This is a genomic window from Cohnella sp. GCM10020058 (assembly GCF_042683485.1).
GTDB lineage: Bacteria > Bacillota > Bacilli > Paenibacillales > Paenibacillaceae > Cohnella.
On sequence record NZ_JBHUJV010000021.1, the window covers coordinates 1 to 16866 of the forward strand.

The following is a 16866-nucleotide window of genomic DNA, read 5'->3' on the forward strand; positions in this document are numbered from 1 at the left end:
GAGGGCTTATCCTACTGTTCCTTACGGGGAACAAACGGCAAGCCGCACAGGCAAGAGCATTTCTAAGCGCATATTCGTTTCGCATCCGGTTTTCAGGGCGCAAGCTCTGTGAACATAAGCTCTCATAGCTCAGTAGGTAGAGTGCATCCATGGTAAGGATGAGGTCACCGGTTCGATCCCGGTTGAGAGCTCCAGCTTTATGGCCCGTTGGTCAAGCGGTTAAGACACCTCCCTTTCACGGAGGTAACGGGGGTTCGATTCCCCCACGGGTCACCATACATACGGAGGCTTAGCTCAGCCGGGAGAGCATCTGCCTTACAAGCAGAGGGTCGGGGGTTCGATCCCCTCAGCCTCCACCATCCATTATCTTATCCGTTGGGGATTAGCCAAGCGGTAAGGCAACGGACTTTGACTCCGTCATTCCTAGGTTCGATCCCTAGATCCCCAGCCATTTGGTTTTACCTTACATTTTGGTTTTACCTTACATGGATGTATTATTGCCTTGCGCGTATGGCGGAATTGGCAGACGCACCAGACTTAGGATCTGGCGGGCAACCGTGGGGGTTCAAGTCCCTCTACGCGCACCATAATGAATTGCTGACCTTTAGTTCAATCGAGCTAGAGGTTTTATTTGTTTTGTTCTCTCAATCAAAAAATGAGCTTAAAGTAGGGATCTTATGGGCAAGGGGAAAGGATTTCATCCGGATCTTGTCACTTTGATGACTGGCGTAGAGCCTCCCACGGGGAAGACGCCAACAGTAGCGATGCTGCCCGGAAATTCAAAAAAGCTGGTTGTAAAAAACTTAAGCAGGATCAAGCCGTTATATGAGCCGAAAAAGCAGCGGCTAAGGTGCGGACACTGCGGTCATGTGGGAAACTATGATCTCGGATTGATTGTATTGGACTTCGGCGGATGGAAAAAAGCAGCGGAAGAGGCACCGAAATCAGGCTCGGATCCACAGCAAAGTACGAGTATTCTTCTCGACCACACGCAATTTACCGGTTATTTTCGTTGTGTCGAGTGCAATGCTGCGGGGGCCTGGGAGTTCGCCACGATTTTTTTCGGATTTGAGCTATTGGGGTATGTGTTACGGGCCAACTTTGAAAAGCAAGACCTGCATTCAGGCTATATGATTGGCAAAATACAATTGCATAACGGTATGAGCCCGCAATGGGCAACGCAAGGCGAAGAAGGTTTTTTAAAGCAGCTCAGGGAAGAGCCTGACAACAGTTTGCTATGGAACAAATTGGGCAACTTGTATAGCAAGGGTGGAAGGCCGGATTTGGCGGCAGCCGTGTTCGAGTATTCGATCAGCATCGACCAGGCGCAGGTAGAATCCCACTATTCGTTGGGCAGTTTGCTGTTTGATATTGAAGAATGGGAGCTTGCCGCGAAGCATCTGCGTCTGTCTCTGGCATATGCTCGTTTTTACACCAAGCTTGATTCTTTGAGGCTGCGCGAACTTTTGGCAAACGGGCTAAGCATGCTGTTTGATATGAGTCGTGGGCTCCCAAATAAAGTTTCCTTCTTGCCTACAGTTGAGGAGCTTGCAGCAACAAGAGAGGGCGATGAAACGGCGTCTCCGCAATCACCTGCTTTACAATCCTATGAACTTTCCTTGCTTTCAGGTGATGTGGAGACCTTCCTGCCATTAGCTGAGTGTTATATGGGCGGGCGGTTAGACGAAATACCCGAGCATGAACGTTTGCTGAGCAAGTTTGTATCCGAGCCTTTGCCGCTCGATTCGGAGCAGACAGCAATTATTGAGAAAAAGGCCTATCCGGAGAAGGGATGGGGTTCCGAGCATCAGCCGATTGTGGTCATGGTGAACGTTCCGGAGCGAGCGGCACAGGTTACTCGGGTATGTGAGCATTTCAACTGGAATTATATAATGGGCATGGACTATATGGAAGATCTGACTGATTTGAAAAAGGCGATTCGGGAAAAATACGCGCCAGCGAATGTGTATGAGCCTTGCCCTTGCGGCAGCGGAGCGAAGTATAAATTTTGCTGCGCCCAGAAGATGAAAAACTTTGATTTGCATGATTACTTGAGAACATTCGAGGCGACGACGGAATCGTGAACGGACAAGCTGCCAAGGATCTGAGGGGCAACTTCTCGAGCAGGTCTAAGAAGTTATTCAGGGGAAGCGGCGGCTATCGCAACAGTGGGGACGAAGCATCGGCTTCGTCCCTTTGTTAGGGCGTCAGCCAAAGGCAAACGTTCCGAAATAAGGACTCAAGTGGAAGTCAGGCGCCGGAACGTCGACCGGAGACCAGGACACGTAATGCGGAATTGGGGTCTCGTCTCCGCACTTGTAAAAGTTACCTTTGAACGAACGGCCAGGCGCAGCGGAAAAGCGGGGAAACACCTCGGCCAACCAATCAAACGGAATGCGGAAGGATAGCGTCCAATAGATGTGCCCCGCATCGTCCGCAAGTCCGCGTTCGGCAACGATGGAAAAGCGCTCAGGCTGCAAGCCGGGCGACATGTCCCGATCTTCGCGGTCTGCGCCAAGGCCTAGCAGCAGCGTGCCTGCGGCGTTGAATTCGAAATTCAAATAGCGGGCGTCCGTCTCAGGTGTCGGTTGAATGAAAAACTCGACGCAGCTGTCGCGGTAAACCGGCGCATTGGCGCCAGTGTGGCGGACGACGGGGGATTCCTCATAGCATACGAATCTCCCGTGAAGCGCATCCTCCGTCCAGCAGAGCTGCGCATTCGTCTCCGGACGGTAATGTGCGTCCCCATCCGTTTCCCATAGATAGTTGGTAAGTTGAGCAGGTTGAACGTCCGTCCAATCCTTCTCATCGATACTTCCAGCGTGATAGGCGATCGAATAGTGCGGGGCCAAGGTCATGCTCCTCTCGTCATCAAAGCTCATAGTCAAAGTTTACCTCCAAACGGCGGCCGGAACAACGGCAAATGAAAACGCTGGCAGACGCTATTGCCGACGATCCGCGCAGCGTGATATACTGTCCTCGTCGATTTGGGGCCAAGGACAAGCGATAACTCCAGACGGCTTACGCTAGCGGTGAGATTCCGCTTCGTTTGCCGTGTGGAGTTTTTTATTGCCGGAAAACAACCGGAGGAGGGAAACGCGCATGCCAGACGGAATAGAAACGAGAGCGCTATCCGACATGCATACCTGGTTATTCGATCTGGACGGAACGCTCTACCGCGGCAGGGAGCCGATGCCTGGCGCGCGCGAAGTGTTGAATGCGCTCAGACCGGCAGGCAAACCGATTCAGTTTGTAACCAACAATTCCAGACATACGGCAGATGAAATCGCCCGCAAGCTGAGCACAATGGGCATTCGTGCTTCATCCGGCGACATCGTGACGGCGACCGAGTATACGGGGCGCTACATCAGGGAGAGGCATGGCTGTCTGAAGCTGGCGGCGGCGGGGAGCGATGCGTTCGTGGCGGCGCTTCGGGAAGCCGGGCACGATGTACTGGAGCCGGGCGAAAGGGGAGCGGTGGACGCCGCTGTCATCGGGCTCGATCCGGCCTTCACCTATGCGAAGCTGGAATGGCTCGCGCAGGCAGTCTCCGCCGGGGCAATGTTCATCGCCGCGAATGCGGATGCCTGTCATCCGGGAGAAGGAGGCCATCCGGTGCCGGAGACGGGTGCGCTCGCGGCTGCGGTCGAGACAGCTTCAAAAAAGAAGGCAACGTACGTCGGCAAGCCCGAGCCGTATTTATTCCGTTATGCGCTGCAGATTTGCGGTGGAGAGGCCGATCGTGCAGTGATGGTCGGAGACAACTACGATACCGATGTCACAGGCGGCAAGCGGGCTGGGCTGTACACAGTATGGTTGACTCCAAGTTCTGAGGATGCAGGAAGGGCAGAGATACCGGCGGAAGGACGCCCTTTGGCGGATAAGGTCATACGAAGCTTGGCGGAAATCGAACAAGAGCTGCGGCATGGAGGGGAAATACATGAGGTATGAGCACATACGTACGAACAGCGACAGGCAAACGATTATTCGTATAGAGGGATTGGCGGCGCCGGTCACCCTGCTGCACGTGACGGATAGCCATATGAACGCGTCGGATCTGACCGATGGCATTGAGACGTTGGCAGAATCGATCCGGCTCTACAACTTCGACGCATTGGATACGCAGACCCGATTCGACAGAGCGCTCGCTTATGCGAAGGATTTGCAGGTCGACGGCGTCGTGCTGACCGGCGATATCGTGAACGGAGCGACCGCGGGGAATTTGGCTTTTTTGGAAAAGCGACTATCGGATCTGCAAGCGCCCTATCTGTACACGCCAGGCAATCATGACTGGGAATATCCGGGCTTGCCGTGGGGAGAGGAGACCCGCGCCGAACAATATGCAAAGTTTGCCAGTTTCACGGCGGGAGACCCGACTTTTCGCGCGATAGAGATCGGCGGCGTCCTGCTGGTCGCGGTCGACAACAGCACTTATCAAATCTCGGAAGCGCAGCTGGCCGCCTTCGAACGCGCTTTGTCGCGGGGGTTGCCTACGGTGCTGTTCATGCACATCCCGATCTATATTCCTTCGCTGCTGCCCGACGTCGTCCGCGTCTGGGGATCTCCCATCATGATGGCTGCGCAGGGATGGGATGCGGATCTAAGGAGGCAATGGCAGGTAGAACCGCCTGGAGAGGCGACACTTGCCTTTTACGAGCTGCTGCTGAACAATCCGGAAGAAAATCTGATCGGCATCTTCTGCGGTCATGTTCACTTCGCCCATGAAGATGCCTTCGGCCAAGGCTCGCGCCAGTACGTGACAGCCGCCGGCTTCGATGGCGGATACCGGGTCATTCGGCTACTGCCCGCACGGGAGTCGGACGATTCGACGGGAAAGGCGGAATAACAAATGACGCTACTGCACCGGTTGGCGCAAAGTCCGGTGATCGCCGCAGTCCGCTCCGAGGAGGCCGGCGAGCAGGCGCTGGCAAGCGGCGCAGCCAATCTGTTCGTCATGGACGGTACCGTAGACGCGGTCGCACGTCTCGCCCAGGCTGCGAGGTCCCGGGGCAAAGGCGTGTTCGTCCATCTGGACCTTGTGCGGGGGCTGTCGAACACCGACAAGGAAAGTCTTGTTCTTCTGCGTGACTGGATCGGCGCGGACGGCGTCGTCACGCCCAAGGCCCACCTCATCAAAGAGGCGAAGCGAATCGGATTGTACGCGATACTGCATCTGTTCGTCATCGATTCGCGCGCGCTGTCCGCCGGCTTGTCGCTGGCCGAATCGCTTCGGCCCGATGCGGTCGAGATCATGCCCGGCGCGATCCCTAAAATTATCGGCGCCTTCGCAGACGCGCTCCCCGACATTCCGGTCGTCGCGAGCGGCTTGATCGACAATTCCATCGAGGCTGCCGCGGCGCTGAACGCGGGAGCGACCTCCCTGTCCGTCAGCCAGCCCTCGCTTTGGGCGTTGACGCACAATGACTTGTAAGCAAGCTTGACGCCGCTCCGCTGCCCGCGGATGCGGCGTTTTTGCCTTTGTGCCGAGTCGATATCGAGTCGAATGAAGACTACAGCCTCTCTCCCCCAAAAGTGAATAGCATTTAACCACATCCGGATAGAAGCAGATGCGATACCATGCTATTTTTAAAGTCGATCGGCCCATTTGCAACCATTTGATGACAAGAGGAGTTGGGATGATGGGAAAGAAAACGGTCTACTTGCTTGGCTGTGCCGCCGCCTTCGCACTGCTATTGCTTTTCGCCGTACGCAGCGGCGAAGCGGCAGCCGCGACGTATTATGTAAGCGATTCCGCGGGAAACGACGCGAACAGCGGTACGAGTTCGGCGGCGCCTTGGAAGACGCTCGCCAAGGTATCCGCCACATCGTTCAGTCCAGGGGACCAGATTCTGCTAAAGACGGGAGACACGTGGACGGGACAGACGCTCACGCTGCATGGGGAGGGCTCGGCTGCCGCGCCTATCACGCTGTCCGCCTACGGAACGGGAGCCAAACCGGTGATCGCGCCGGGCATCGTAGACGCGATCTGCATCTCGCTGAACGGCGTCGGCGGCTGGAATATCTCGGGTCTGGAGCTGCAAAACGCGATGACGGGCATCATGCTGACGTACAACGACGTGTACGACAAGAGCCATATCGCCATCGACAACATGATTTTCCGGCACATGAACCATACGTACAACAGCGCACCTGAGACTTACAATCACGTCTCCGCCGGCGTAGACGTGCGCGGCCTGCAGCCCTGGCCGGGCGGCGTGCCGGGAGATGCGACGGATTTTAGCATAAAACGCACGGCGCTGGACGGCTTTTCGCTGACCAACTCGAGCTTTTACGACTGCGATACGGCCAACTTCTTCGGGCGGGTCGGCACGGGCTACATGCATGAGGTGAACGCGCCGGCCATCAAAAACGTCGTCATGTCGAATCTGTATACGGAAAACGGCGGCATGTGGGGCTTCGATTTCCATTGGATCGACGGCGGGACGATGTCGAATCTGCGCGCAAACGGACTCGGCACGGCGTACAATCCGTTCGGCGTCGGCGGCATCGTCGTTCAGGTGTGCCGTAACCTGACCTTTGACGGCGGGGAGCTGGCCAACATTCGCAGGAACACGGCCGCCTACGACGGCGTCGGCTTCGACTATGAAGGCGCCAACGACCGTATTACGCTCAAAAACTATTACATTCACGACACCGATGCCGAAGGCGTATTTATTTTCAATAATGCGGGCGTCAACACCAATATGACGATGGAAAACAATACGATCGCGAACTACGCCAAAAATCCGGCCGTCGCCGACGAAAACTACGCAGTTCGCATCCTGGGCAATTCGACGGGATCGGTGCAAAATAACCAGTTCGTCAACTTCAAGCCGTCCGCAGGGACCTTCAATGCGCAGCCGGCCACGCTTACTTATTCGAGTAACGTGACTTACGGCGCGCAGGACTGGGACTTTGGCGTCGCGGCCTCTCCGGCGGACTACCAGCAATGGGTGATGGCGAGCGAACTGGCGGGCAACGTATCCGGCGGCATCCTTACGCTGACCTCGACCGGCGGAGATCCCTATATGATCTCGGCCGAAGGCTTAGGCTTGTCTTCCTCCAATCGCTACTTCAAGATTCGTCTGAAAAACAATACCAGCGCCACGCAGGCACAAGTGTTCTTTAAAACGGCTGCGGATTCCGTGTTCACGGAAGCGAAGTCCAAAACATTCGCGATCGCGTCCAACATGACCGGCTATGCGGACTACGTCGTCGATCTGGGTACCGTCAGCGGCTGGAGCGGGACGATCAAGCAGTTGCGCCTGGATCCGTTCACGAATACGGGTTCGATGAATATCGACCGAATTTCGCTTACCAATACGTCGGGCGGAATCACGGTGACGAATGCCGGATTCGAAGCGCCGGTCACGACGAATTACGCGTACGGGCCGATCACGAACGGCTGGACGTTCGCGAACTATACGGGCGTGCAGCGCAACGGCTCGGACTTCGGCGCGCAAGCTGCGCCGGATGGCGTGCAGACGGCGTTCATCCAGCACGATGCGGTATTCGAGCAAAGCGTGTCCTTGAATGCGGGCATGCACACCGTCGGCTTCAAAGCGGCGATGCGGACGAACTTCGGAGGGCGGCAGACGTTCGATGTCTTTTTCGACAACAGGAAAATCGGCACGTTCTCTCCGTCCACGGGTACCTTCGCAGCATTCGAGACACGCGCCTTCTATACGACAGCCGGTACGCACGTTATCAAGTTCAAAGGGGCGACGACGGGGGACAATACGGCGTTCGTCGACAGCGTGACGGTGAATTAGCGCGCGGGTGACATAAAAGCAGGGCGGCGCGAATCGCGATTTTTGCGGAATCGCCGCCATGAAGAGACTCGCCAGGGGGAGAGAGACATGAAAAATCGATTTCGGAATTCAATTGCGGCGGCTTTGCTCGGGATAGCGGCGTTGTTCTGCTTTCTCTATTTCACGGGGCAAGGAAAAGGAAACGATAAAAGGGTGGAGACTGTGCAGGGACAAGAGCAGGCGCAAGGACGAGAGAAAAACGCGAATGCATCGGCGCCACCGGCGGCGACCGGAGGAGAAGAGACGGCTGCAGTCGGGGGCGTCCAGGGGGCGTCCGAGACGGGTACCGAACCAGGCGCCGAACGGCCGAAGCCGGCCGCCTTCGACGAAGCGCAGTTTGCCGATCCGGACGTCCGGTACCGGCCGCTGCTCATGATTCACGATAAGCTGCATACCGGCATCATCAAGAAGCTGAGCGATCTGGGCTACGGCGGCATGGTGACGAACGTCGACTACAACGGCTACCTGAAAAACGAAGAATTCTGGGAGATTCTGAAGCAAAACGTGGCTTATGCGATCGACAAGCTCGGGCTCCGCGTATGGATCTATGACGAAAAAGGATATCCGAGCGGCACGGCGGGCGGTCTGGTGCTGGCCGAGCATCCCGAGCTGGAGGCGCAGGGGCTGGCCGTCGTCGTCAAAGAGGCGGCAGCCGGCAAAAAGGTCGTCATCGAGCGTCCTTACGGACATGGGGAGGTCCGGTACGCTGCGGCATATCAGGGGACGGCGTCCAGCTTCGATGTTGCTTCGGCAGTCGATCTGCGTTCGTCCGTCGACGAGCAGGGGAAGCTGACCTGGCAGGCTCCGGCCTCCGGCCGCTGGGTCGTCTTTTACTTCGTGCAAAAGCCGTTTTACGAAGGGACGCATGCCGTCAACAACTGGTTCGAGCAGCGACGCTACATCAATCTGCTGGAAAAGGACGCGACGGAAGCTTTTATCGACGTGACCCACAAGCCGTATTACGAGCGGCTCGGGTCTTATTTCGGCAAAGGCATCGAAGCCTTCTTCACCGACGAGCCGGCATTGACGGGAACCTACATCGGCACGCCGCCCCGGCAGCCGAGCATCCTCGATACGCCGGATCCCGCGGTGCCGCTGCTGAAGACGCTGAACTGGGGCAACAAGCTGGCCGACGAGTTCCTGAAGCGGCGCGGATACGAGCTGCTGCCCGTCCTGCCGTACCTGATCGCGGGCGAGGGCAAAGAGGCACAGCGCGTGCGCGGAGATTATTACCGGACGCTGTCCGAGCTCGTCCTGGAGAGCTACTTCGAGCCGCTCGAGGCGTTCTGCGCGGATACCGGAGTCGCCTGCTCCGGCCATCTGCTGCTGGAGGAGGAGATGTACCATCAGGCCATCTACGAGGGCAACCTGATGAATATCTATCGGCATATGCAGCTGCCGGGCATCGATCTGCTCACGGCGCATCCGAAGCTTGCCAAGGAGTGGGCGGCGACAACGGCCAAGCTCGCCAGCTCCGCGGCTCAGGAGGACGGCAAGCCGCATGTGATGAGCGAGATTTCCGATGCGTTCGATGGTGACAAGGCCGACTTCAAGGGGCGTCTTGCGGCGGTAGCCGTTCAGTTCGCCTTCGGCGTCGACCGGTTCAACTCTTACTATGAATACGACCGGATGAGCGAAGAGGAGAACAGGCGCTTCGCCGACTATATCGGGCGTATTGGCTATATGATGGACGCCGGCAAGCCGGCGCCGCAGGTCGCGGTGTACTACCCCATTGAGAGCGTGTGGGCGGAGACGCTGCCGCCGATGTCGCTCAATCCGGCGGATTACGTCGCTCCCGCCGTGAAGGTCAGCGACAGCTTTAAGCAGACAGCGCTGCGGCTCACGGCGCGTCAGCTCGACTACAATTTCATCGATGCGGACGGGATTGCGGACAGCCGTGCCGAGGGCGGTTCGTTGTCGGCAAGGGGCGGGCTAAGTTACAAGGCGCTAATCGTGCCGGAGACGACCGTCGTCGATGAAGCGCTCGCCGCCAAGCTGACCGAGCTTGCGACCGCGGGCGTGCCGCTCGTGCTGGTCGGCGCGGGCCCGGATTATATCCGGACCGACGGCGGCCTGGAGGAGGCGGACGGTCTGTTCGACAGGCTGGCCAAGTTCCCGGGCGTGAAGCGCGTCGGTTCGGCAAAGGCGCTGGACGCGTGGCTCAAGGCGTTGGTTGCGCCCGATCTGAAGCTCGGGCGGGCGGATCCGGATATATTAAGCGCCATGCGCACGGGCGAGGGAGGCAAGACGTACCTGCTCGTCAACACCGCGGACGAAGCGAAGACGCTCTCCGTGCAGTTCCGGGCGACCGGTTCGCGCGCACGGCTGTGGGACCCGGACGGCGGCGAGGTGAAGCCGCTGGCCGTAACGATGAACGGCGACGGCTACGCGAAGGCAGAGCTTGCCATTGGAGAGCGGCAGGCGCTGATCGTGACGTTTGAAAATGAAGTTTGAGAATGAGGCTTGAAAAAGAAAGGCAATAAGCGGGAAAAAGGAAGCCTGAACAAAGGAAGCCTGGACGCAAGAAAAAAGGGATGGCGGCGATCGGCCGTCATCCCTTTTATTCCGCCGCGGACCGGATGAAGTGATTGCGTTTGAAATCGCTCGGCGTCTGCCCGGTCAGCTTGCGGAACGTGCTGGCGAACTGCGAGCTGTTGGAGAAGCCGCAGTCCAGGGAGATGGCGCACATCGTCATGTCCGTGGACAGCATCAGCTTCTTGGCGTGCTCGACGCGCTTATTGATGATAAAGCTGAGCGGCGATTCTCCCGTCTTGTCCTTGAATACGTGGCGAAAGTGATCGTAGCTGTACCCGGTAATTTTGGCGAGCGAAGGCAGGTCGATTTCCTGATGGAAATTCTCGTTGATGTAGTTCTCGATATACTCCAGCAGGTCCGCGAACGATCGGGACGACCGTGTCCGCTCGATCTCGATGATGAACTCGTTGAGCAGCAGCTCGAGCTTGTGCTGGTAATGCAGACGCTGGGTCGAGAGCTCGTGCTTGAGCTTGTTGACGATCTGCATGAGGAGCGAGGAGCGATCCGGATAGACGCCGTTTTCGAATTGAACGGAAGCGCTCTCATTTAACGAAAAGCCGATACAAAGCAGCTCGGTCGTCTCGTCATGCACTTCGTTGTGCGCGGTGCGGGGCCTGATCAGGCTGAAGGTGTTGGGCGCGTAGCGGTATTCCGTGCCGTCGATCGTCGTGGAGCCGGTGCCGGACGTGTAGTACACGAGCTCGTAGCAGTTGTGGTGATGAGACGTAATCTCGGTCTGCGGCTTGTGAAGGTAGGTGAAGGCGAATTCAAGCTGATCGGCGAACATGCTCGTCCTCCTGACATCCCCATATATGAATGATTGTCGGTCGGCAATCTCACCAACAGTATAGTGGCAAAAGGCATTTTTGTCTGCACCGGCCCAGAGAAGATCGCCATTTTTCGATAATGTTCAACCACTTCCGGATAGATGACCCTTGGGTGCTGTGTTACATTCAGATAGGACAGGAAAACAGCTCTCGCGAGGCTGCATGACAGAAAAAGGCAGGTCTGAGTCCGAAGGGCTCCGGTACCACGGGCTTCAGCACCACCCGGGAAAGGCCGAGCGCGCGACAATGGTGAAGCGCTTCCAGAATGGGCGTTCGGAGAATCAAAGGAGGTTGCATTCATTTTGTCTACGATAGCAGGGAGCGCGCAGCGCGTTATCATTGACACCGATATCGGGGACGACATCGACGACGCGCTGGCGATATGGCTGGCTGTCAAATCGCCGGAGCTCGATATCGCCGGCATCACAACCGTATACAAGCAAACGCACAAGCGTGCGCAAATGGTATCCGCGCTGCTGCGGGCGACTGGCAGATCCGATATTCCGGTCGTGCCTGGCGCCTCGCTGCCGCTGGTCAGCCGGCAGATCTACGGCAAGCCGGTGGATCCGGAGGAGGACCCGGTTCAGTACCTCGAGGAGATGCGGAGCGAGCCCGTCGACACGCGTTGGACGGCAGCCGAATTTATCGTGCGGACCGCGCTCGAGGCCGAGAAGCCGATCGCGCTCGTCACGCTTGGCGCACTGACCAACGTCGCGTTGGCGCTGCGCGTCAAGCCGGAGATCGCGGGCCGTATCGCCAAGATCGTCGTCATGGGCGGCGCCTACGATATGAACGTGTCCGAGTACAACTTCTCGTGCGATCCGGAGGCGGCGCAGATCGTGCTGGGCGCGGGCGTTCCGATCGTCGCCGTCGGGCTTGACGTCACCTTCAAGTGCCTCTTGTCCGAACGGCAGATGGCGGCGATCCGCGAGAGCGCGGATCCAGCCGCCAAGCTCGTCATGCGGATGCGAGAGTACTGGGCTTCTCCGTATATCTACCTTCACGATCCGCTCGCGGTGGCTGCCGTATATCGGGAGGATCTTGTCCGGACGGAGCGACGGGTGATCGATATCGAGACCGGCGGTACCTATACGCGGGGGATGAGCATCAGCTTGTCCGGCATGAACTGGCATCGGCCGGCCGCAGATTCGTATGTGCGGGTATGCACGGCCGTCGAGCAACAGGCTTTTATGGATCTGTATATGGAGCGAATATTGGCTTTTACCCCGATAGAGGAGCGTGACGGCATTGCTTAAATTCAAATGGCAGTCCCAGACTCTCATGCTGGCGGCGGCTGCGCTCGTTGCGAGCGGCTGTTCCGGCGGATCCGGCAATTCGGAGTCGACGGCGACGGCATCGCAGACGGCGAGCGCATCGCAGACGGCGACCGGCTCGGCAACCGCATCGCCCGAAGGGACGGATGCAGGTGCCAAGGAGATCGCGGGCGGGCGTCCCGTGACGCTGACCGTAGACCTGCACGGTTGGATGCCGACGGTCAATACGGAGCCGACGGCGGAAAACCCGACGGTATTCCTTTCCACGCAAAAAATCGCCGACGCGTTCATGAAGCTCCACCCGAACGTGAAGATCGCCTGGGCGCGCACGAAGCCGGTCGGCAAGCTGCAAAACGAGATCGCGGAATGGCTGACGACCCAGATCTCCGCGGGCACCGCGCCGGCGATCACCTTTACATGGGGCAACAACTATCTGGACCGCGACTGGTACGAGCCGCTCGGCGACGCGCTGTCCACGCCGGACGAATACGTGGCGGGCAACGCGAAGTGGAGCGACCTGTTCCCCGACTATCTGATGAAGCACCGTTCGCTTGTCGATAACAGCAAGCAGCCGGTCGCCGTACCGATCGTTCTGTACTCGGGACCGGCTACGGGCTACTACTACAACAAGGATCTGTTCGAGTCGCTCGGCATCAATCCCCCCAAGGACTGGGAAGAGATGTTCAAGGACGCCAAGCTGTTAAAGGAAAAGGGCTATGTGCCGTTCGCCCAATGGGGCAACTTCAAGCAGATCGAGCTCGGCCAATGGAACCAGCAATTCAGCGTCGGCCCGTTTTTTGCGGCGGCGCTCATGGACAAGACCGACTACGACAAGGACGGCCAAGTCGACACGCTCGAGACGCTGCGAGCGACGAAGGCGGGACTGTTCAACGCGGCGGAGCACGATTATGCCCAGGAGATGTACCGGCAGTTGAAGCGTATGTACACGGAGCTGCTGCCTGCAGGCTGGCAGAACACCGATTTCTCGCAGCCCTGGAACGACGGCAAGGTCGCCATGCGCGAGGAAGGGCTGTGGGCGCTCCAGGCGGAGAACGGCAACAAGCAGCGCAAATTTAATTACGGGGTTATTCCCGCGCCGCCCATTACGAAGTCTACCTCGCCCGACGTCGCCGACGTGCAATACACGGAGAAAGGGCCGTACCAGCCCGATCCGGACCTGTCGCTCAACATCCTGAAGCCGATCGTCAAGGACAATCCGGATCTGAAGGAAGCGGCGGTCGCCTTCCTCAAGTATCTGACCGTCCCCGAGAACATCTCGATGATGGTGCTGGAGCAAGGCGCCTCGCTCGGCGCGGTCAAGGGCTCGGAGATCCCGCCGCTGCTCGACGACTGGATGAACAACGCGTTCCCGATCATGCCCAAGGCCAGCTGGCCGAACGCCTTCACAGACGAGCAGGGCATCGCGCTCAACAAGCAATTTGAGATGTGGGTGAAGGGCGAGACGGACGACGCCAAGTTTTTCGCGAAGAGCAATGAGATCCAGCAGAAGAGCGCGGACGACTATATCAAAAAAATGAACATCGATACGACCGGCTGGTAAGCAGCGGGAGACGGGGCGGCAGGCGATCGGCTTGCCCGCCCGCGTACCGTCCCGGGCTCCCGGCCGGCGTGGAATGGAGAGCGGCATGAAAAGAAAATGGACGATCGCGGCGGTTGTAGTGGCCATCGTCGCCCTGCTCGCCGGTTACGACGCTTACCGCGCCACGCAGTACCGCATTGCGCTGCTCTCGATGGACCCGCAGCAGGCGCCGGCGGACGGCCAATCGCCCGTCGCGCTGCGATTGAAGGTCACGGACGCAAGCGGCCGGCCCGCGAAGGGACATTCCCTCTACGCGCTCCCGAGGGGCGGCGGCATTCTGTCCGCGAGCCGCGTCGTGACCGACGACGCGGGCGAGGCGTCGTACACTTATTATCCTTACAAAGCTTCCGATTTGCAGCCGGCCAAAGACGTGCAGATCAAGGTCATCGACGAGTCGAACTCGGTCTTTATCGAGATCAACGCCAAGACGACCGTGACCGTGCCGCTCGTGCAGCCGGAACGGTCGGCCAAGAGCAATCACAGTCTGGACGACATTTTCGGCGAGTGACGGACTAGCGTCGCGCCGGGCAGGAAAGGAATGACACAAGGATGGCAACCGGTTCTGCGCTTTGGGCGAAAATCTGGAGCAGCCGCAAGGCGTATCTGTTTTTGTCCCCGCTGTTTCTCGGGCTGATTCTGTTCTGCTATTACCCGCCGTTCAGCGGCATTTACCACTCCTTTTTCGATTGGGACAGCGTGGGCAAGGCCGTCTATGTCGGCTTGGACAATTATAGGGAGCTGTTCAGGGACCAAGTGTTCCTCAATTCGATCCCGACGGCGTTCCTCATCCTCGTGCCGCGCCTGATCATCGGCATCGTCGTGCCGCTGATCGCGGCCGAGATGATTTTTAACGTGAGACAGAAAAAACTGCAGTCGGCGTACCGGGTGCTCGTACTGCTGCCGATCGTGGCGCCGGGCGTCGTCGGTCTGCTGATCTGGAAAAACATATACGATCCGACGAACGGCCTGCTCGTCTCGCTGCTGCGCGGAACGGGGCTGATCGCGCCGGACCGGGTCATCGACTGGCTCGGCAGCGCCGACCTCATCATTCCAAGCATTATTTTCATGGGCTTCCCCTGGATCGGGGGGACGAGCGTGCTGATCTACATGGCGGGCCTGATGAACATCTCCAGCGAGGTGATCGAGTCCTCGGAGCTGGACGGCGCGGGGCTGCTGCGGCGCATCTGGCATATCGATCTGCCGCATCTGATGGGCCAGGTCCGCTTCTTTCTGATCTTCGGCATCATCGGCGGCTTGCAGGACTTCGGCATCCAGATCGTCCTCACGTCGGGCGGTCCGGGCTACAGCACCTACGTCCCCGCGTACTACATGTACATCGAGGCCTTTACCGCCGGCCGGATGGGCTACGCGACGACGATCGGCACGGTCATGTTCGCCGCGATTTTCCTCCTGAGCCTGATCGCGTACCGCGGCATGAAGACGGAGACGAATTAATGGAACGGGGAGAAGAGGCATGACTCAATACAGACGGCTGCCGCAATGGTTTCTGAACGCCGCGCTCGCCCTGCTGCTAGCCCTGCTGCTGTATCCGCTCGGCTTCACGCTGTGGGGCGCGTTCAAGTCGGACGTCGCATTCGCCGCGACCCGGTGGTATCCGACGCTGCCGCTCCGCGTCGGCAACGTGTCCAGCGCGTTCGGCAGCATCTGGCGGTATTTGCTCAACACGGTGTTCGTAGCGGGCGTAGGCACGGCGGGCATGCTGCTGATCGCCTCGCTGTCGGCTTTTACGTTCGCCCGCATGAAGTTTTTCGGCAAAGAATGGCTGTATATGCTCGTCCTGGCCCTCATGATGATCCCGGGGGCGCTCACGCTCGTGCCGGGCTACATGCTGTACAAGACGTTCGGCCTGCTCAACTCCTACTGGGCGCTCATTTTGCCGCTCGTCACGGGCGGTCCGATCTTCGGCATTTTCCTGCTGCGATCGTTTTTCGAGAGCATCCCGAAGGACTACTTCGAGGCGGCCCAGATGGACGGCGCGCACGACTTCAAGCTGTATTACCGCATCGCGCTGCCGCTCTGCATCCCGATCATGGGGACGCTCGCGATCATGCAGATCGTCGGCGCCTGGAACGAATATCTGTGGCCGATGATCACGATCGCCGACCACGAGAAGCTGACGATCGCGGCCGGCCTGCTCATCAGCTTCACCGGACAGTACTCGTCCAACATGCCGGTGACGTTCGGCGGCTATCTGGTCGCGTCGGTGCCGCTCATCCTGCTGTTCACGTTTACGAATCGCTATTATGTGCAGGGCCTGCTGTCGACGGCCATCAAGCTGTAGGCGCCGGCAAGGTTTAACGTTCAAGCGGTTAATGTTTAAGTATGCTTAACGTTCAGGTGCTTAACGTTCAGGTGGTTAACGTTCAGGTGCTTAACGTTCAGGTGGTTAATGTTCAGGCGCTTAATGTTCAGGTGCTTAACGAATGAATCTAGCGGCCGGCAAAGTCCGACGCCCTTTGGGGCTGCGGGCTTTTTTGGCACTTCAGAAAGTATGAAAGTACAGGCCTGTTCTAAAAGATCGGCCTGGCTATCCATACCGACTCGGGAGGCAGCGATTCGCGGATAGGCAGGCACGCGTTTGGTGCAGCGGAGCTTATTAAAAGTTTGGCGGGTCGAAAAGCCTGCATATAAAGTCAATTTCATAATTCAAACCCCTTGCTACGACTGACTTTTTTGGCGCACCAAAGAGGAGTACCTCCCCACATTCTCGAAATTAAGGTTAGCCAACCAAAACGAGAAAGAAAGGAAGTACTCCTACGATTCCAATTCGACAAGAAGAGCTCTTTTCCTTTGAGACC

14 protein-coding genes and 5 tRNA genes are annotated in these 16866 nt (G+C 58.1%); 16 read left to right on the forward strand and 3 right to left on the reverse strand.

The genetic code is table 11. The annotated features are described in order from the left end of the window. Nucleotides 1–118: 118 nt before the first annotated feature. From ACFSR7_RS32960 to ACFSR7_RS32985, 6 genes are all read left to right on the forward strand, one after another. Nucleotides 119–194 (forward strand) — tRNA-Thr (locus tag ACFSR7_RS32960). Between the two features lie 7 nt (nucleotides 195–201). Continuing rightward, nucleotides 202–276: transfer RNA gene (locus ACFSR7_RS32965), tRNA-Glu, on the forward strand. A gap of 7 nt (nucleotides 277–283) precedes the next feature. After that, nucleotides 284–359 (forward strand) — tRNA-Val (locus ACFSR7_RS32970). 17 nt (nucleotides 360–376) lie between these two features. Next, nucleotides 377–451 (forward strand) — tRNA-Gln (locus tag ACFSR7_RS32975). A gap of 53 nt (nucleotides 452–504) precedes the next feature. Then, a tRNA-Leu gene (locus tag ACFSR7_RS32980) sits at nucleotides 505–587 on the forward strand. A gap of 90 nt (nucleotides 588–677) precedes the next feature. Next, nucleotides 678–2084, forward strand: coding sequence for an SEC-C metal-binding domain-containing protein (locus tag ACFSR7_RS32985; protein WP_378168899.1), 1407 nt, complete (start codon nucleotides 678–680; stop codon nucleotides 2082–2084). A gap of 123 nt (nucleotides 2085–2207) precedes the next feature. Here the strand turns inward: ACFSR7_RS32985 and ACFSR7_RS32990 are convergent, their stop codons facing one another. Further along, the gene (locus ACFSR7_RS32990) at nucleotides 2208–2882 is read right to left on the reverse strand and encodes a carbohydrate-binding family 9-like protein (protein ID WP_378168900.1); all 675 of its coding nucleotides are present in this window, start codon (nucleotides 2880–2882) and stop codon (nucleotides 2208–2210) included. A 220-nt stretch (nucleotides 2883–3102) separates the two neighbouring features. Here ACFSR7_RS32990 and ACFSR7_RS32995 point away from each other — a divergent pair, with 220 nt between their 5' ends. The 5 genes from ACFSR7_RS32995 to ACFSR7_RS33015 all read left to right on the forward strand — a co-directional run bounded on the left by ACFSR7_RS32995 (nucleotide 3103) and on the right by ACFSR7_RS33015 (nucleotide 10265). Next, complete coding sequence (locus ACFSR7_RS32995; RefSeq protein ID WP_378168901.1) at nucleotides 3103–3951, forward strand: HAD-IIA family hydrolase; 849 nt, start codon at nucleotides 3103–3105, stop codon at nucleotides 3949–3951. Continuing rightward, nucleotides 3941–4846, forward strand: coding sequence for a metallophosphoesterase family protein (locus tag ACFSR7_RS33000; protein ID WP_378168902.1), 906 nt, complete (start codon nucleotides 3941–3943; stop codon nucleotides 4844–4846). The genes ACFSR7_RS32995 and ACFSR7_RS33000 overlap by 11 nt, the downstream gene beginning before the upstream one ends. 3 nt (nucleotides 4847–4849) lie before the next feature. Continuing rightward, a complete protein-coding gene (locus ACFSR7_RS33005; RefSeq protein ID WP_378168903.1) occupies nucleotides 4850–5431 on the forward strand; it encodes a glycerol-3-phosphate responsive antiterminator in 582 nt (193 codons plus the stop codon). 208 nt (nucleotides 5432–5639) lie between these two features. Continuing rightward, nucleotides 5640–7772 carry a hypothetical protein gene (locus ACFSR7_RS33010; RefSeq protein ID WP_378168904.1) on the forward strand — a complete coding sequence of 711 codons (2133 nt, stop codon included), beginning with the start codon at nucleotides 5640–5642 and terminating at the stop codon, nucleotides 7770–7772. 87 nt (nucleotides 7773–7859) lie between these two features. Then, nucleotides 7860–10265 (forward strand): glycosyl hydrolase, encoded by a 2406-nt coding sequence (locus ACFSR7_RS33015; RefSeq protein WP_378168905.1) that lies wholly within the window; start codon nucleotides 7860–7862, stop codon nucleotides 10263–10265. 106 nt (nucleotides 10266–10371) lie between these two features. Here the strand turns inward: ACFSR7_RS33015 and ACFSR7_RS33020 are convergent, their stop codons facing one another. Continuing rightward, nucleotides 10372–11133, reverse strand: coding sequence for a helix-turn-helix transcriptional regulator (locus ACFSR7_RS33020; RefSeq protein WP_378168906.1), 762 nt, complete (start codon nucleotides 11131–11133; stop codon nucleotides 10372–10374). Nucleotides 11134–11475: 342 nt separating this feature from the next. Here ACFSR7_RS33020 and ACFSR7_RS33025 point away from each other — a divergent pair, with 342 nt between their 5' ends. From ACFSR7_RS33025 to ACFSR7_RS33045, 5 genes are all read left to right on the forward strand, one after another. Next, the gene (locus ACFSR7_RS33025; RefSeq protein ID WP_378168907.1) at nucleotides 11476–12429 is read left to right on the forward strand and encodes a nucleoside hydrolase; all 954 of its coding nucleotides are present in this window, start codon (nucleotides 11476–11478) and stop codon (nucleotides 12427–12429) included. Beyond that, the gene (locus ACFSR7_RS33030; RefSeq protein WP_378168908.1) at nucleotides 12422–14008 is read left to right on the forward strand and encodes an ABC transporter substrate-binding protein; all 1587 of its coding nucleotides are present in this window, start codon (nucleotides 12422–12424) and stop codon (nucleotides 14006–14008) included. The genes ACFSR7_RS33025 and ACFSR7_RS33030 overlap by 8 nt, the downstream gene beginning before the upstream one ends. Before the next feature lie 85 nt (nucleotides 14009–14093). After that, nucleotides 14094–14555, forward strand: a complete 462-nt coding sequence (locus ACFSR7_RS33035; RefSeq protein ID WP_378168909.1) for an Ig-like domain-containing protein — start codon at nucleotides 14094–14096, stop codon at nucleotides 14553–14555. A gap of 41 nt (nucleotides 14556–14596) precedes the next feature. Beyond that, on the forward strand, nucleotides 14597–15502 hold the full coding sequence (locus ACFSR7_RS33040) for a carbohydrate ABC transporter permease (RefSeq protein ID WP_378168910.1): 906 nt from the start codon (nucleotides 14597–14599) through the stop codon (nucleotides 15500–15502). A gap of 19 nt (nucleotides 15503–15521) precedes the next feature. Further along, complete coding sequence (locus ACFSR7_RS33045; protein WP_378168911.1) at nucleotides 15522–16349, forward strand: carbohydrate ABC transporter permease; 828 nt, start codon at nucleotides 15522–15524, stop codon at nucleotides 16347–16349. Between the two features lie 35 nt (nucleotides 16350–16384). Here the strand turns inward: ACFSR7_RS33045 and ACFSR7_RS33050 are convergent, their stop codons facing one another. Beyond that, entirely contained in the window at nucleotides 16385–16711 is a 327-nt protein-coding gene (locus ACFSR7_RS33050) for a hypothetical protein (protein WP_378168912.1), read from the reverse strand. Nucleotides 16712–16866: the final 155 nt, after the last annotated feature.

What these genes read in the sequence shown, in the direction of transcription:
- ACFSR7_RS32985 (WP_378168899.1), top strand. Translation starts at nt 678, where the DNA reads ATGGGCAAGGGGAAAGGATTTCATCCGGATCTTGTCACTTTGATGACT.
- ACFSR7_RS32990 (WP_378168900.1), bottom strand. Translation starts at nt 2,882, where the DNA reads ATGAGCTTTGATGACGAGAGGAGCATGACCTTGGCCCCGCACTATTCG.
- ACFSR7_RS32995 (WP_378168901.1), top strand. Translation starts at nt 3,103, where the DNA reads ATGCCAGACGGAATAGAAACGAGAGCGCTATCCGACATGCATACCTGG.
- ACFSR7_RS33000 (WP_378168902.1), top strand. Translation starts at nt 3,941, where the DNA reads ATGAGGTATGAGCACATACGTACGAACAGCGACAGGCAAACGATTATT.
- ACFSR7_RS33005 (WP_378168903.1), top strand. Translation starts at nt 4,850, where the DNA reads ATGACGCTACTGCACCGGTTGGCGCAAAGTCCGGTGATCGCCGCAGTC.
- ACFSR7_RS33010 (WP_378168904.1), top strand. Translation starts at nt 5,640, where the DNA reads ATGGGAAAGAAAACGGTCTACTTGCTTGGCTGTGCCGCCGCCTTCGCA.
- ACFSR7_RS33015 (WP_378168905.1), top strand. Translation starts at nt 7,860, where the DNA reads ATGAAAAATCGATTTCGGAATTCAATTGCGGCGGCTTTGCTCGGGATA.
- ACFSR7_RS33020 (WP_378168906.1), bottom strand. Translation starts at nt 11,133, where the DNA reads ATGTTCGCCGATCAGCTTGAATTCGCCTTCACCTACCTTCACAAGCCG.
- ACFSR7_RS33035 (WP_378168909.1), top strand. Translation starts at nt 14,094, where the DNA reads ATGAAAAGAAAATGGACGATCGCGGCGGTTGTAGTGGCCATCGTCGCC.
- ACFSR7_RS33040 (WP_378168910.1), top strand. Translation starts at nt 14,597, where the DNA reads ATGGCAACCGGTTCTGCGCTTTGGGCGAAAATCTGGAGCAGCCGCAAG.
- ACFSR7_RS33045 (WP_378168911.1), top strand. Translation starts at nt 15,522, where the DNA reads ATGACTCAATACAGACGGCTGCCGCAATGGTTTCTGAACGCCGCGCTC.
- ACFSR7_RS33050 (WP_378168912.1), bottom strand. Translation starts at nt 16,711, where the DNA reads ATGAAATTGACTTTATATGCAGGCTTTTCGACCCGCCAAACTTTTAAT.